General features: G+C 38.4%; 12 protein-coding genes and 2 tRNA genes. 10 read left to right on the top strand and 4 right to left on the bottom strand.

Annotated features, from left to right (window positions below; translation table 11 throughout):
• Both AAOP42_RS18140 and AAOP42_RS18145 read left to right on the top strand, forming a co-directional pair.
• Positions 1-199 (top strand): hypothetical protein (locus AAOP42_RS18140; protein ID WP_502947676.1); only part of this gene is annotated, 199 nt, incomplete at its 5' end.
• Between the two features lie 87 nt (positions 200-286).
• Positions 287-901, top strand: a complete 615-nt coding sequence (locus tag AAOP42_RS18145; RefSeq protein WP_349529989.1) for a hypothetical protein — start codon at positions 287-289, stop codon at positions 899-901.
• 363 nt (positions 902-1264) lie between these two features.
• Here AAOP42_RS18145 and AAOP42_RS18150 read toward each other — a convergent pair whose 3' ends face one another.
• Positions 1265-2788 (bottom strand): Fic family protein, encoded by a 1524-nt coding sequence (locus AAOP42_RS18150; protein ID WP_349529990.1) that lies wholly within the window; start codon positions 2786-2788, stop codon positions 1265-1267.
• A 416-nt stretch (positions 2789-3204) separates the two neighbouring features.
• On the opposite strand from AAOP42_RS18150, the gene manA reads away from it, so the two are divergent.
• From manA to AAOP42_RS18165, 3 genes are all read left to right on the top strand, one after another.
• Positions 3205-4410, top strand: a complete 1206-nt coding sequence (gene manA / locus AAOP42_RS18155) for a mannose-6-phosphate isomerase, class I (RefSeq protein WP_349529991.1) — start codon at positions 3205-3207, stop codon at positions 4408-4410.
• Positions 4411-4690: 280 nt separating this feature from the next.
• Positions 4691-5833, top strand: a complete 1143-nt coding sequence (locus AAOP42_RS18160) for an MBL fold metallo-hydrolase (RefSeq protein WP_349529993.1) — start codon at positions 4691-4693, stop codon at positions 5831-5833.
• A 64-nt stretch (positions 5834-5897) separates the two neighbouring features.
• Positions 5898-7232, top strand: a complete 1335-nt coding sequence (locus AAOP42_RS18165; protein WP_349529994.1) for a glucosidase family protein — start codon at positions 5898-5900, stop codon at positions 7230-7232.
• Between the two features lie 128 nt (positions 7233-7360).
• Here the strand turns inward: AAOP42_RS18165 and typA are convergent, their stop codons facing one another.
• Positions 7361-9139 (bottom strand): translational GTPase TypA, encoded by a 1779-nt coding sequence (typA, locus tag AAOP42_RS18170; RefSeq protein WP_349529995.1) that lies wholly within the window; start codon positions 9137-9139, stop codon positions 7361-7363.
• 362 nt (positions 9140-9501) lie between these two features.
• Between typA and AAOP42_RS18175 the strand changes: the two genes are divergently transcribed.
• Positions 9502-9577: transfer RNA gene (locus tag AAOP42_RS18175), tRNA-Gly, on the top strand.
• An 80-nt stretch (positions 9578-9657) separates the two neighbouring features.
• Positions 9658-9741 (top strand) — tRNA-Leu (locus AAOP42_RS18180).
• A gap of 1299 nt (positions 9742-11040) precedes the next feature.
• On the opposite strand, the gene AAOP42_RS18185 is transcribed toward AAOP42_RS18180, so the two are convergent.
• On the bottom strand, positions 11041-11457 hold the full coding sequence (locus tag AAOP42_RS18185; RefSeq protein WP_349529996.1) for a hypothetical protein: 417 nt from the start codon (positions 11455-11457) through the stop codon (positions 11041-11043).
• Between the two features lie 96 nt (positions 11458-11553).
• Between AAOP42_RS18185 and AAOP42_RS18190 the strand changes: the two genes are divergently transcribed.
• Together AAOP42_RS18190 and AAOP42_RS18195 are read left to right on the top strand one after the other, a co-directional pair.
• Positions 11554-12705 (top strand): tyrosine-type recombinase/integrase, encoded by a 1152-nt coding sequence (locus AAOP42_RS18190; protein WP_349529997.1) that lies wholly within the window; start codon positions 11554-11556, stop codon positions 12703-12705.
• A gap of 34 nt (positions 12706-12739) precedes the next feature.
• Positions 12740-13507: a phospholipase D family protein gene (locus tag AAOP42_RS18195; RefSeq protein ID WP_349529998.1), complete on the top strand. Its 768-nt coding sequence runs from the start codon at positions 12740-12742 to the stop codon at positions 13505-13507.
• A gap of 100 nt (positions 13508-13607) precedes the next feature.
• On the opposite strand, the gene ltrA is transcribed toward AAOP42_RS18195, so the two are convergent.
• Positions 13608-14888, bottom strand: coding sequence for a group II intron reverse transcriptase/maturase (gene ltrA, locus AAOP42_RS18200; protein WP_349529999.1), 1281 nt, complete (start codon positions 14886-14888; stop codon positions 13608-13610).
• Positions 14889-15518: 630 nt separating this feature from the next.
• On the opposite strand from ltrA, the gene AAOP42_RS18205 reads away from it, so the two are divergent.
• The gene (locus AAOP42_RS18205; protein WP_349530000.1) at positions 15519-16727 is read left to right on the top strand and encodes a hypothetical protein; all 1209 of its coding nucleotides are present in this window, start codon (positions 15519-15521) and stop codon (positions 16725-16727) included.
• Positions 16728-16878: the final 151 nt, after the last annotated feature.

Consider the following 16878-nt stretch of genomic DNA (forward strand, 5'->3'; position numbering starts at 1 on the left):
GAGTTTGCAGGGTAGTTTAAAGATAAAGGCTTTAAGGGACAAACTTGATCAGCAAGATCACCAGCATCGTAGCTTATGTATCAATGTTGATGGCAGCTATACCAACTCAACAGTATTAAAAAACCTACCTGAAAGAACGATCTTGATCGGACGTATTAGAAAAGACTCAAAATTGTTCCTTGCATTTGACCAACAATAATCTGGAAAGGGCAGGAAAAGAGTATATGGAGACCGTATACCTACCCCTGAGCAAATCAGACAATGTCAAGACTATGAATGGCAACAGGTGGAAGCATGGGCAGTAGGCAAAAAACACCAGTTTGACATCAAAGTTGTCAAAGGCTTAAAATCTAAAACTGCTGGACAAAAGCATCTTTTGCAACTCATGGTAGTAAGGCTATTGGCTTATAGGCTCAACAAATCTTCCAAACTTTTGTACCGTAAATCTGCTTATTTTATTTGTACCGATAATGATATGGATGCCCAAAAGTTGTTGCAAACTTATATATGGCGTTGGGAAATTGAGGTCAATATCCGTGATGAAAAAACCATAATGGGATGTGGGCAGGCTCAGGTACGCAATGAACACTCCGCTGCTAACGTGCCTGCTTTTGTTTCTGCCATGTATGCTTTTCTTACCTTGCCAAATATCAAAGCTTTTAAGCAAAATGATAACGGCAACAACAGAAAGATACTATTGCCAAGACCTAAATGGTATCCGGCTAAAAAAGAACAACGATTTACCACTGGAGACCTTTTAAACCATTTTAGAACCGAAATGTGGGCAAAGGCTATGGGCTGTGGTAATTTCGACAACTTCGTTAAACAACAGCACATAACCAAAAGCCATCGAAATAAAACAAACCCCATCACAGGGGCTCTATTCTATAGTAGACGATGAATAAAAAAACAAAGTCCAGACATTTGCTATATAGCAAATGCAGATTTCGAAAAAACAGCGTAATTCAATTATTAGTTAATCTCAGGTTTGGGATGTACTCCACGTACACCCCAAATTAATATTTATCAAAAAAAATCACGCTTTTGAGTAGATATTGTTTTGACCTGTGATGGTGAAATTTAGCAGATGCGTTGTGTAAACACACAATACAGACAGTGAATATATGGCAAAAGAAGAGCTTTCGAAAAGATGAAATCCTAGGTCAACTGGGGTTGTATAAGACCTTAGTTGCTAAACATGAATTGCTCTGTCTCTAGTGGATATTTATTCAGATAAGCTCACCAGGCTTGATATGATGTAATTCTACAATTGTTTGTCAACCAGACTTGCCAGAAATTTAGCAAACGGCTTGATGTCCTGGTTTACACTCGCTTGCTCCAGGGCATTCATATAGGTATCCCTTGATTCTACAGGAATAATAGTCCACGGATATCCTCCGGAAGCTAACATTGTGTTAAACAGAAACCGTCCGATTCTTCCATTGCCATCCATATAGGGGTGAATATAGACAAAGATAAAATGTCCTAATACGGCTTTTACCGATGCTTCCGTTTCTTTGGCCAACAAATCAAATAATAGAGGCATACAGTCACGAACGGCATCACGGTTTAAAGGCACATGCATTGAATTGGTTATATATACCTGTCCATTTCTATATCCTGCCAGATCCGAAGGCTTCAATAGACCGGCCGTCACACTGGGGCCAAAAAGTTCACGGTACCAGTCAGAATGATCCTGATCAACTATGTTCCCGGCATTCTGACCATCCAGTACTTTTTCAATACTTTGCTTAACAACCTGAAACGCCTGCCAATATCCTCTGGCTGCCATGGCATTTCTGAGCTCCTTATCTTTATGATTGCTTTCAGTATTCCAATCACCACTTCTGACACGATCAATGAGCTCAATAGAAACCCAATACCCTTCTATGGATAGCGAATGATAGGCATCAGTAGTATAGATATCTTCTACTTGCTTCATATAGCTGCTGATGTCTTCAGGAATTCCCGGAGCTACCGGAAAATATTCCAATACGGGTTCTCGCATTTGTTGCCACATCAATCTTATACGTTGGGCATAAGGCGATTTTTCACGAGTGTATGTATTGAAAGCCAAAGTATTGTTAAATGGGTCATTCTCTCGGACATTGTACCCAGCTGCTATCATTGTTTTGTTGATTTCATCTGCAATTTTAATGTTACCAATATTTCTAAATGATCCCGCTAGTCGCCCTGCTGCCCTGGTATGTCCCCCTTCGAGTAAGGGATTGAGTATATCAGAAGCATCCTTAATCAGAGTCAAAGAAGTACGTACATCTGTAGAGTTTTTTGAAAAGTAACTTTCGGATGAAGAGATTAAGGCCATTGGCAAAGAATATAATTTTAGACCTTGACTTTCAACTATTTCCCTTTTATTAGGGATCGACAATTTTGCATCGAAGAGTGAAGTCCCATAGGGTAAATTAGTCAGGTTGTTATGACCTTTTGGTGATCTGACTAATAATTGTTGAGGAACTGTCCAGTTACCACTATGTATTGATAAGGATTGTTCGGGCGAAAGACACCATTCTTTTGAAAAACGATTGTTTAGATAGTCAGAACAAAATGTCCAGAATGCTGTGTACCAGACCGTACTGTCCCCTAGTGATTCATCTGGTTTGGATGAGATATACCAGCCCTTTATTACTTCTTGTATAAACCCATGCTGAAGAAGCCTTTCCCGATGTGTACGAGATAAATCTTTTGCTCTTATTGTGGCAGTGCCATCTTCATTTTGTAGCTCTCTAAGAGCTTCTAAAGACTGTGCAAGTTTTTCTGATGGTGTCATTGTAGAGGTTTTTTAGGATTCTCTTTGTAATGTACAATATTAAGTTTATTGTGTTGCACGATTTTAAGTTTATTACGTTGTTCAATATTAAGTTTATTGCGTTGTACGGATTTAAGTTTATTGTGTATAAGAAATACGTTGGAGTATTTTAGAAACGTGCGATGTACAATAATTCCTAAAAAAGAAATTGTACTATATTAGACAATGTGATTGGAGCAGAAATAATAGAAAACTTAGAATTGTTTTCTGTAAAGTTTACAATAAAATATTTACAATCTGATTATCAATTAGTTACGGTTTCCTGGTAAAGGAAGGCCACTAAATACACATAATCATTGTTCAGTTTTTTTAATGCTATCAGGTATATTCTGTTATTGATTATTCAAATTTGCAGAATTAACTTAATGTCTTAATTTATGTCAAAATTATTTCCATTAAAGGGTTGTGTACAACCCTATGCCTGGGGTGGTTCAAGTTTTATAGCTGATCTGATCGGATACAAGGGTAACGAAAAAACCATTGCAGAATATTGGCTGGGAGCTCATGCAAACGCCCCTGCTACAATAAGTACCCCTCAAGGAGAAAAAAAACTGGATGCTTTTCTGCTTGAAAACCCACTGCTCCACCTTGGTTCTTATGTCCAAAACAATTACAAACGTCTCCCTTATCTGTTTAAAGTGTTGGACGTTAAAGACATGTTGTCAATTCAGGTTCACCCTACCAAAAAACAAGCTGAAGTTGGTTTTGAAGAAGAAAATAAAAAAGGAATTGCACCTGATGCAGCTACCAGAAATTTCAAGGACGACAATCACAAACCGGAAATAATGGTGGCTTTAAGTGAGTTTTGGCTATTGCACGGATTTTTACCTGAAGTAGCACTTTTGCAAGTACTCAAAGACAACCCTGAATTTAGTGAGTTAATTTCCATTTTCAAATCTCAGGGTTACAAGGGACTCTATCAGACAGTGATGGAACAACCTCAGGAAAAATGCAATAAGCAGCTTAGGCCATTAATAGACCGGATATTGCCGTTATATGAAGCGGGAAAACTAGATAAATCAAGTCCGGATTTTTGGGCAGCAAGGGCAGCTTCTTCCCCGAAGGATAGCCAAACCATCGACAAAGGCATCTATTCAATTTATTTTTTCAATATAATAAAAGCCAATGAGGGTGAAGCGGTTTTTCAGGACGCTGGTCTGCCTCATGCCTATTTGGAGGGACAAAACATTGAATTAATGGCCAATTCGGACAATGTTTTGCGTGGGGGGCTCACTCCTAAACACATAGATATCAAAGCACTAATGGAACATGTGAAGTTTGAAGCCACAATTCCGAATATTTTTAGTGGAGATGAGAGCAACAACGGAATGGAAAAAATCTATCGCACTCCGGTGAAAGATTTTGAATTGAGCAAAATAGAACTACCTGCACTACAAAGCTATGAAACTCAGTGCGAGACCATAGAAATCATATTGTGCATAAAAGGGAAAGTAATGCTGACAGAAGGAGGCAAACAATTGACCTTGGAAAAAGGAGCGTCTGCTCTATTGACTTCAGGTGCACACTACAAAATAACAAGTGAGTCTGCCCCTCAATTATTTAAAGCTTCTGTACCAGAATAGATGGTTTTTATAAAAGTCGTTTTTAACTTCACATTGACAGGTTAGAAAAGTAGTTGCCCTACTTTTTTAATGAAGGATAGTCGTAATTACTGGGTAGTAAAAAAATTAATCCGTGATTATTTAAATATAAACAGTCCATGGCATAGGAGATATGAATAAAACATAAGACGTTACATGTAAATTATTTTACAATCAGTAAAGAAAAACAGATTTAAAATATCCTATGTATTGTGCAACCTAAAAGCATAAAATCCTTTAGAGGAAAAAGGATTTATCTGGAATGAAAATAACAATCAGAGTACTGAAAATGATAAGCATATTTATCCTAGGCATAGTTGCCCTACTCGTAATAGTAGGTGTTTTATTTGTAAACATTAGCCCTCAATTCGGAGGGAAACCTACCAGAGAACAAAAAGCCATTTACCAACAATCGAAACACTATGTAAAAGATAAGTTTGTGAATGAAGTCCCTACACCGATGGATATGAGGATGTCTCAATATGTCTCTTTAATAGGGAAATATTTTTCAGGAGTACCAAATCAGGCACCACAAAATCCACTTCCTGTCCAAAAGATTGACTCTCTGGACATAGTTAATCATCCGGATACCCTTACCAGAGTCACTTGGTTTGGACATTCAGCCTTTTTGCTGGAAATACAGGGGCAAAACATCCTGCTTGATCCGATGTTTGGAGATGCACCTGCCCCTCATCCATGGCTGGGGAAAAAGCGATTTTCCAATGGACTGCCCATTGAAATTGAGAAACTTCCGAAGATAGATGCAGTCATTTTCTCGCATGACCATTACGACCATTTAGATTATGGGTCTATTATGAAACTAAAAGATAAAGTAAAGAAATTTTATGTACCACTGGGTTTGGGTGCACACCTAATCGAATGGGGAGTTGCCGCAGAAAACATCCACGAATTGAACTGGTGGGATGAAATAAAGCATGAAGGCTTAGTGTTCGCCTGTACGCCTGCCAGACACTTTTCCGGAAGGGGACTGGGCGATAGATTTTCCACCTTATGGGCTTCATGGGCGATACTTGGCACTTCACAAAAAATCTATTTCAGTGGAGACAGTGGTTATAATGATCATTTCAAGGCCATTGGTGAGAAATACGGCCCTTTTGATTTTGCCATGATGGAATGCGGGCAATACAACGAACTGTGGCACAACATCCACATGATGCCGGAAGAAACGGCTCAAGCCGCCGTAGATGTAAAAGCCAAATTGATGATGCCCATTCACTGGGGATCGTTTGTGCTGGCACTGCACACCTGGCAGGATCCTGTAGAGCGAGTATTCAAAAAAGCTACTGACCTCAATCAGCCTATCGTGATTCCTCAAATCGGAAATCCAATTGTACTGGAAAAGAATGAGTTACCCGATTCGGATTGGTGGAGGGGGTTAAAATGACAGCCAAAGGTTAATTATCGAAAATAATGGATATTTTAGCACTGAATCTAAATATTCATTTTTCATGAAAAACTACTCACCTACTATTCTTCTGGCTTTCGTGTGTCTAATGGGAATGAACATACAATCCCACGCTCAGACCATCAACTATTTGTCAAAAAGCGATTTGAAATTCCTCAAAGAACTGACAAAAGAGGTAATGGACAGTTCCAGAATTTTACCGAATCAAAAAATATCAGGAGAATTTGGAGGAAACAGTACAGGAGGAGTGCTTATAAGGCCGGGCGGCAGGGCATGCTATCCTTCGTATTGGATTCGTGACTATGCCATGTCATTGGAAAGCGGAATGGTCACCAAAGAAGAGCAACAGCACATGCTTCAGTTGACAGCAGCTACCCAATGTGACCAAACATGGATTTCGTCAACAGGCAGCTTTATTCCTGCCGGAGCTATTGCCGACCATATCAGAATTGACGACAGCAAGCCCATATATTTTCCCGGCACTTACGACTATGAAACTCAGGGAGGAAAAACATGGGGAGTGGTACCTCCTTATGGAGATCAGTACTTCTTTATCCACATGGCCTACTACTATTTGCAAACCACTTCTTCTTCCGACTTTTTACTTCAGGAAATCAACGGAATCAGGTTAATTGATAGATTAGAAATGGCTTACAAAGTGCCTCCAACCAAAAGAGATGGAGTTCTGGTCTATACCAATGATGATTTCAGAGGAGTTGATTTTGGGTTTAGAGATGTCATTACCATCACTGGCGAGTTAGCTTTTCCTTCTATTCTCAAGTACCGGGCATCCCTTGAAATGGCAGAAATTTATGAATTGATCAAAAAGTCTGATAAGGCCAATACTTACACCGCTACCGCTGAAAAATTAAAAGTTGAAATTCCTGAGACTTTCTTAGACAGCAGAGGTATGCTTCTGGCTTCCACAGAAAAAAGCAATCAACCAGATGTATGGAGCACGGCATTAGCTGTCTATTTCGGTATTTTAGAAGGGGATAAGATGAAAAAGACTTGTCAGTACCTGAGTGATGCCTACAAAAATGGAAGTCTTGCTTACAAAGGCAATATTCGTCACATCCTTACTACGGATGATTTCGATAAATCATCTGCTTGGGAATTTTCACTCGCTCAAAAACAAACTTATCAGAATGGTGCCTACTGGGGTACTCCAACAGGATGGGTGTGCCATGCGATTGCAAAGGTAAACCCAACGCTGGCTCAGCAATTGGCAAAAGAATACATCGATGATTTAAGATCAAATGATTTTAGAAAAGGCGCAGAATTCAATGCTCCTTATGAATGTTTCCACGCCACAGGAAATGCTCAAAATCCGGTATATCTCACTTCTGTTACATGCCCGTATGCTGTGTTTAAATAAAAAAATAAAAGGGCAGTCAGTTGAAAATCAATTATGGGACTAAGTAAACAAGAGGCTTTAGCCATTACCCAAAAAAGCCTTTCCAAGTTTGTACTTGGAAAGGCTTTTCTATTTCGGTGATTTTCTAATTAAGGTTTGAAAGTAATTTTTCTCATTCGAAGAGAAAGAGGAGTTACTTCCACGTATTCATCCTTATTGATATATTCCAAAGCTTCTTCCAGAGAGAATTTCTTTGCAGGAGCTATTTTCATACTAGCATCTGTACCTGATTTCCTCATGTTGGTCAATTGCTTTCCTTTTTGGATATTCACGGACAAATCGTTGGAACGGGAATGCTCCCCAATGACTTGTCCAACGTACAATTCATCTCCCGGTTCAACAAAGAAAATACCTCTGTCTTGCAATTTATCAATTGAATAAGACGTACCCGGTCCGGTCTCCATAGATACCAGCGAACCATTTAACCTCTCGGGTATTTCACCTTTGAAAGGCTCATAACCACTAAACCTGTGCGTCATTACAGCTTCTCCTCCAGTTGCCGTCAATACCTGATTCCTTAGTCCTATTAAACCTCGTGCCGGAATGTTGAATTCCAAATGCTGAACATCGCCCTTCGGCTGCATGATCGTCATTTCACCTTTTCTTTTGGTTACTAATTCGATCGCCTTTCCTGAAACCTCTTCAGGAACATCAATTACCAAATGTTCAATAGGCTCGTGTTTTTGCCCGTCAATTTCTTTAAAAATCACCTGAGGCTGACCTACTTGCAACTCGTACCCTTCTCTTCTCATGGTTTCGATCAAAACAGACAAATGAAGCACTCCTCGACCATAAACCAAGAACTTGTCTTCACTGTCAGTAGGTTCCACTTTCAAAGCCAGATTCTTTTCGGTCTCTTTCATCAGACGATCTCTTAAGTGACGTGAAGTCACAAATTTTCCTTCTTTCCCAAAGAAAGGAGAATTGTTGATCGTAAAAAGCATATTCATTGTAGGCTCATCTACCCCTACCCTTTCTAATGGTTCTGGATTGTCAAAATCAGTAATGGTGTCACCAATATCGAAACTTTCAATTCCAGTAACAGCACAAATATCGCCACAGCTTACTTCTTCCACACTTCTCTTGCCAAGTCCTTCGAAGATGTGCAATTCTTTAATTCTCACTCTTTTGACAGTACCATCCACTTTAGTAAGCCCTAAACTTTGGCCTACTTTAATACTTCCCTGATGAATTCTGCCTATGGCAATACGTCCTGTAAATGAAGAGAAATCAAGTGAAGTAATTTTCATTCTTAAAACACCCTCCTTTTGCTCAGGAGCAGGTATTTTTTCTATAATAGTATCAAGCAATGGATCCAGGTTGTCAATCTCATCTTTCCAGTCATAGTTCATCCAGCCGTTCTTAGAAGAACCATATAGAGTAGGGAAGTCCAATTGATCTTCAGTAGCATCTAAGTTGAACATCAGGTCAAAAACTTCTTCATGAACTTCATCCGGACGACAGTTTTCTTTATCCACTTTATTGACCACTACGATAGGCTTCAAACCTAAACCAAGTGCTTTACCAAGGACAAATCTGGTTTGAGGCATTGCACCTTCAAATGCATCTACCAAAAGAATAACACCATCTGCCATGCTAAGTACACGTTCCACTTCACCTCCAAAATCGGCGTGACCAGGGGTGTCAATGATGTTAATTTTGGTTCCTTTATAGTTTACCGAAACGTTTTTCGAAAGAATCGTGATTCCACGTTCTCTCTCCAGGTCGTTTGAGTCCAGAATCAACTCATTGTTGTCCTGAGACCTCTTCGCATCGTTTGCCTGAGCAGCGTAAATGATTTTATCAACCAAGGTAGTCTTGCCATGGTCAACGTGTGCAATTATTGCAACATTCCTGATTTCTGTCATCCTTTTAAAAAATTAAGGCGCAAAGATAGGACTATTACTCAATAACTTCCATGAAGCCCCTTTAATTTGATGTTAATTCTATTACCCTTTTCGTTTTTAGCACTTTCTTCTACTTTTGATGAGCCCAAACATCCATTGCAAAGCATTTTTGACCATATATCAATTAATGATTTTTCTTTTCTGAAAAAGTATTCTAAAATATTCTGATAAAATGTTGAAAAATTAATACTGCTTTCTATCTTTGCACTCCATTTAACCAAAAGGGTGAAATGGTTGCAGAAGTTACTCGTCAAAAGACAGCAAGTGCAACGAATTGGCTTAATGAAATTTCAGTTTCGAATGTCATTAATTCGAATACAAATGCGAAAGTAGCTCAGCTGGTAGAGCGCCACCTTGCCAAGGTGGAGGTCGCGGGTTCGAACCCCGTCTTTCGCTCCAATTGAGTGTGAGAGTGTATGTGAGTGAGAAGGTGCAATAGCATCGCGCATACACTTTTTTTATGCATTCAAGTGAAATTTGCCGGAGTGGTGGAACTGGTAGACACGCAAGACTTAAAATCTTGTGACCTTCTGGTCGTGCGGGTTCAAGTCCCGCCTCTGGTACATTGAAAATCAGCTACTTACGTAGCTGATTTCTTTGTTTATAAGTACCTGAAAAATTTCAGGTACAACATAGGTACAACATTTATTGTTTTTTTCTTAAGGAAGGAGCTGAACATTTTTTCACTAAGGTAAAATGTTCTAAATCTCATAAAAATGAAGGTTACAGGTAACTGCTCCCGTCACTATGATTATGAAGTTACAATAAAGTAACAGTCCTTTTTGATTTTAGGGTTAAACAAAATGGATGCCCTCACATGATGGGTGTGTTTGGCTTAAAAACAACCTCCCTCTACATATAAGATACTTTCTGAATCATTGGTTTGTCTATTCAGACAAAAAACGGACATAAAAATGTTGACTTATCATATTTTTATCAAAGAAAATTGAAAATGAATGGGAAACTCCTTCAATTCACAAAAAAACAGGAAATAATAGGCCAACAAATTCAACAAGAGGTGAATAGTCTCACAAAACCAGAGATTTATTGTACAACTGACTTGTAATCAGTAGGTCATTGGTTCGATCCCGATAGGAGGCTCTTGGAAATCAGGCAGTTACATTAATTTGTAACTGCTTTTTTATTTTACTTACATGCTTTTTACATGCTTTTGTTTCGATGATTCATTCTTTGATAGCAAGCTCATAACCCGAAGGTTACTTGTTCGAGTCCAGTTTCCGTTACTATGAAAATCAGACAGTTACGTTAAAGTGACTGCCTTTTTTAATGCACTTGGTTAAACAATGGTTAAACAAATTGCTGTTTATTTACTGTTATTTTTGGTCGTCTGAAAATTCACGGGTACAATTTAGGTACAACTTTTTTACTGCTTTATACGGTCAAAAGCGGCAATAAAATTGAATTTCAAGAATTCTACATTTGATCAACAGGATAACAAAAACTTCCTTAATATCCACTTGAAGCCAATTTTAGTAAAGAATACTTAATTCTGTCAATCAACTAGCCAGTCAAAATCAGCCAGCATTTAAAAGGCATATAAGCCTGACGTTTCATTTGCCTCAAATGCAGAATATCAATTCTTCTTTGTACCATGACACACTATCCTTAATATTATTCATATAATAACCTGTAAATATTTTATTTAAATTACTATATTTAAATAATCAGCGTGACTGACATGGCGAAGCATTATCCGTTTCATTCCTACACAATTTGATTTAATGTATTTTTTATCACTCATTCTGGCTTTCTAATCAATTGGAGTAGCAGAGCAATAAAATTAGTGATCAATTATCTTTTTCTTCATAATAAAACCTAATTGATATTTCAGCAAATTATGGTTATCCAATATTTTTCCACGGATCAAACTTCCCCTTCATACTTTCTTGATATTGGATTATTAGGACTTTGGCGACTTTTTGCCCCTCCGTTCGAGATAGTTGAAAAATGGGGGCATAGCCAAATTCATATGAAAAATAATAAGTTAGTTTTCCTTCCAGATAAATTGATGAGAAATATTGAAATGAAAAACCTAAGTCCATCAATATATCTTTTCTAACGGTCGCTTTGCCATCAGGACACAACTTACGCAATATGCTTCTATTCTTTCTGATTTGACGATTGACAGCTGCAATCATTTTTTCATTTTTCCGCTTATGCTTGTTGTGGTAATTGGAACGGCATTGACTATCACAAAATCTTTTGTCCACCCGCCCTGTCATGGGACGATTGCAAGCCAAACAATTTTCATTATCCATGGAATCTATAAGTTTAACCGTATAAATATACGGATATTTACGCAACTACACGTATATAATCAATCTTGTTAGCCCTTCTTTATTTTAGTTTACCTTATGAAAGGACAAGGCCATCCAAAACAAGTTACTCTCAAGCACTTGTATATAGAAAATCAAAAAATGATTGGCCTGCTTTTCTACCCTGATAAAATCATACAGGCTTTGGTCAAACAACTACCGAATGTTAAATGGAGCACTCAATATGAAATGGCTTTCATTCCCAATAACGATAAAAACCTCAACCTGATTTTTGATACCTTCAAAGGAGTTTGTTGGGTCAATTGCAGTCATTTTTTCCCAAACAAACCCATAAATATAAGCAATGAGGAGTTGTCGGTGGATAGTTTTAGAAAGCGCAAACCAAAAGCAGGATGGCGTTATTGTCCCGAAGATTTTTATCAGAAACTGGAAATTAGAAAATATGCTTTAAACACAGCCAAAATCTACATTCAGCTATTCGAGAAGTTCATCAATCATTTCCCTGAAAAAGAGAATTTGATGGACTTGAATGAATATAAAATCAGGAACTACCTTCAAACATTGGTTCAAAGTGGCAAATCAGACTCATACGTCAACCAATCCATCAATGCGATCAAGTTTTACTATGAAGTAGTACATGAAATGCCCAATCGGTTTTATTCAATCGAACGACCCATTAAAACAGAATCACTTCCCAGGGTATTGAGCCAGGAACAAGTATTTAGAATAATAGACAACACCCATAATTTAAAGCATAGGTGTATCGTTAGCCTGTTGTATTCGGCTGGGTTGAGACGAGGCGAATTGATTGACCTGAAATTAGAAGATGTAATAAGCGACAGAATGCTTCTCAGAGTAAACAATGGTAAGGGCAGAAAAGACAGGTACACCTTGTTAAGTGAAAGCATACTTGCAGATTTGCGTAAATACTACAAGAGATATAAACCTTTGAAATATCTATTTGAAGGAGTATCGGGAGAGAAATATTCGGCAAGTAGCGTAGGGAAAATAGTTGTTAGATCAGCCAGAAAGGCAAAAATTATACAAAGAGTTACCCCTCATATGCTTAGGCATTCATTCGCTACGCATTTATTGGAAAACGGGATAGACTTGAGGCAAATTCAATCCTTGCTTGGTCACAATACGTTGAGAACAACCGAAATATACACCCATGTAGCCGTACGGGGGATGAACAAAATAAAAAATCCATTAGATTTGAGAAAAACATAGTGCGTATATAACGCACACTTTGCGTTATGCTCAAATGTTGGCATTCATTACCGAAACGAAAAATCAAATGGCGAAATTCATAAATACCCGAAAGGCAGTTGCCGCAATTGAAGATTTGATCAAAGAAGCAGAAGATAAGCTGGTGCTCGTTTCTCCCTATTTAAAACTATCGAAAGATTTTAAGGAACTACTAACCTATAGAAACAGTAAAGACAAAATCACGACAATAATTTTCGGGAAACAAGAATTAAACCCGAACGAGATGAAATTTCTTGAAGGGTTACGATTTGTCATCCTAAAGTACAACCAAGACCTACACGCAAAATGCTACATGAATGACAAACAAATGATTATTACTTCATTGAATTTGTATGAATTCTCAATGGCAAACAACAAAGAAATGGGAGTTTTGATTGAATTATCTGATGAGAACGATCGAACTCTTTTTGAAGACGCGCTTAAAGAGATTGAATATATTGATAGTACAAGCGAAAGATTTGAGTTTAACACCGCAACAAAAGAAGATAAGGCTGAAAAACAGCCAAAGAATCAGAAGACCTCAAGTCAAGAACACTCCAATAATGGTGATGGTCATTGTATTCGTTGCAATAAATCGATCAAACTAAATCCTCTTGTTCCCTATTGCAAAGACTGCTACAAAATTTGGAATAAGTACAAAGACGAGGAATACGCTGAAGTCCATTGCCATATTTGTGGAAAAGAACAAGAAACTACATTCTTAAAACCAACCTGCTACCCTTGCTTCAAAGCGAACAAAAATAAGCTAGAGTTTAACCTTTGACGAAAACAACGAAATGCCAATCGAGTAGATGGCCAGTGAGCAAATAGCCCACTGGTGCACCTCTCACACCACCGTACGTACGGGTCTCGTATACGGCGGTTCATCGAATCGAAGGTTGCGTATTCTGGTAGTAGGAAAGCATTGATTCATACCCTTTTCTTCTGAGCCTTGATAAGGTAATAGTCGTTCTAAGTATGGGGCTTTGAGCTACTGCCCATCCACCCATATTGGTCCTACTCCAAGCGTATGCTTGCCTATGACCAATACCGAGTCGAATCAGGTTTTTCCTCTTTCTATCAGGCTTTTTCCAGTCATGCCAAATACAGTATCTCAAACGGTTTCTTAACCACTCGTCAAGGGCTTTTAGTTTGGCTTGAATACTTGCCAATCGGTAGTTGTTCACCCATCCTTTCCACACTTCTGCGAGTTTTTGAAGCCGTTCTTTGAAACTGTAAGGTTTGGTCTTCTTGGTAATGCCTTTGAGCTTTCGCTTTAGCGATTCCCAACTGCTTTTCTTGACCACAAATTGGTATTGCCCTTTCATCCCTTTCTTATAGATCGGGACAAACCCATGTCCTAGAAGCTCAAATGTCGAAGGTCTGCGTATACCGCTCTTTTCCTTGTTGATAGGCAGTTGTAGTTTATCTCGTAAAAAGATAGATATACTGTTACCGATCTGTCGGGCTTCTGCTTTTGATTTCGCATAAATACTAAAGTCATCCGCATATCGAACATACCGCAATCCTCTTTCAGATAACTCCTTGTCCAATTCATCTAATAAGATATTGGATAATAATGGACTGATCGGACTTCCCTGCGGTACTCCTTTTAGGCGTTTGTGTAGCTTTCCATTGATTTGGATTGGTGCACGCAACCATTTACGGATCAACCGCAAGGTGTAGGGGCATTTTACCTTCTTGTAGATCAATTGTAACAGAATCGAATGGTCAACTTCGTCAAAGAACCCTTTCAAGTCAATATCAACAATATCCTGAAAACCATCATTGATGTATTTCAAGGATTGTGATACCGCTTTATGGATATTCTTATTTGGCCGAAAACCATAACTATGTTCTTCGAAGTTTAATTCAAACTTCGAACTTAACACTTGGCTTACGGCTTGTTGCAGCCATCTATCCACTACTGTTGGGATACCGAGCAAACGGGTTCTTCCGTTGCTTTTAGGTATTTCTACTCCCAAAATAGGTTTGGGTACATAAGTGCAGTTGGCAACCATATTAATGATATCGTTGCGGTTGCTTTCCAAATAGGAGAGCAATGCCTCAACCCTCATATGATCTATGCCCGCTGCGCCTTTATTACGCACTACCTGATGGTAGGCTCTGTAAAGGTTCTTTCGCTTAAGTACCTGCTCTATCATAAAACGTTTGCCTTTGTCCGCTTAAGGTTGGGCTAGCTATGCCTCCCAATCGAATTGAGACGTGATTCAATGTTCAGCCCTTCATCAGTTTGTGAGACCTCTGCCTTTCTTTGACAGCTCGTATCCCCTGATTACTATGACTTCTGCTGACTTCTCAATCCGTAACCCGTACGGTTCGAGATCTCCCCAGGTAATGACATCTTCTTTCACTCAATTCCTGCCGTATCTACATAAATACCCTTTTGGTGTTCTTGGGGCGTTACAATCATGTGCTTGCTTACCCAAGTATCTATGCCTCTGTATACGATTCCTGTTCGTCAGTACCGAGTTTTGTAGTCCTGCTTCCTTCAGTGCATACCTCATGGTAAACCACCTTGCAGCTTACTAATGGTTCGAGACACGACTCTCGCCCATAAGGGACTTGCACCCTATAAATTAATACCCTACTTTTATGTAGGGAAAGATGCCCATGCTGGGCACACACAGACACTAAAATGAATATACGAACAGAGCTCTTTGATAAAACAATGCGAATAAGAAATTCCAGTGCTTCTAGCAACTGGATCGCATACTCATTTTAGTTGAGCGTTATGTGTAAGTGAATCTACCGAACTAAACCTAAATTGAAAAATGAAAAAATCAACCTTTACCGCCTTACTATTGACATTCGCATTATGTGAGATTTCTGTTGCTCAAAATTGCGATTGTAGTGAGGCCTTATCCTCAGATTTAAAAACTTTTAGTACTGATTTTAATTCTAAAAAAGCGAAAGAGTATTTCTATGAATACTTTTCAAGTTCTGTAACCGAGCGAAAGGACTTAGTAAAGAACTCTTCAAATGAATTTGGGCTTGATGTGGTAATTAAAAAAATACCAGTTGGGTTTCAATCGAAAGACAATTCTAGTAAGTCCCTTAATACACTTAGGCAAATTGAAAGAGAGGTTGTAAATACAGGCTATTTCACCGATGAAAATTTAGAAGTTTTAATTACTGAGTATATTTCAACTGAGCAGTTGGAAGCCTACAAAGCCTGTTTAAAAGTTTGTTCACAACAGTATAAGAATGGAGTTTATATAAGAACAGGTGGTGACCTTGAAAATTCCTTTTATGTGCAGGTACATTTTATTAATTCAGTTGACAAAGAAAAGGTCACTTTACAAGAGGATATTAACTACGAAGGATGTGAGCCTATTAATGGACTAACCCTTTCGAAAGGAACCGAAATAAAAAATGGAAAAAGTGTCACTCAATTCTTTAAAAGAAAAAACGCAGAAGAATCGGCTATAATAAGCGTAGAATTCACAGATGGAATCAATGTAGATCCAATTCACATAGAAGGGAACAAAACGGTTAAATTTATCATTCCAATAGGAACTATTGTAGCATCACCACTTTCTCCTAGTGAATTTATAAAGCTCTCTGGATCAACAGATATAACAGATTATGAAGAAAATATTTGGACTCCTTGTGATGGCAGGAAAGTAACTGGTTCGACATATTATTTACAGATCAACCATTTCGTTCCAGATTTAAGAGGACAGTTTATTAGAGGTTTTAATCAGATGTTAAGTAGTGATGAAGCAGTAACCTACTCAAATGGGATTAATCCAGACGAAAAAGATAATTCGAAGGTTAATGGTTATAGTTATCAGAAAGACGAACTTAAATCACATTCTCATTCAATCAAATATGAAGAGGAAAAAGTAGCAAAACACTCAAAATATCAAAGAACAGTTTGGGAGGTTCAGGATGGAGATCAAACATCTACTCAAAAAACTGGTGGTTCTGAAACAAGACCTAAGAACTTGAGCGTCTACTATTACATCAGGATCAACTAGAAATACACATAGTCGAGTAGGTAAAGGGGAATTGCACCCCTAAACCTCTCCCAGAACCGTGCGTGAACCTCTCAATTCACACGGCTCTTATTATGCAGTCGATATGATCTAAAAATGATCAGACCAATTTGTAGCCCAATTCCCAATGGTA

The organism is Reichenbachiella sp. MALMAid0571 (assembly GCF_040151475.1).
Classification (GTDB): Bacteria; Bacteroidota; Bacteroidia; order Cytophagales; family Cyclobacteriaceae; genus CAXBNB01.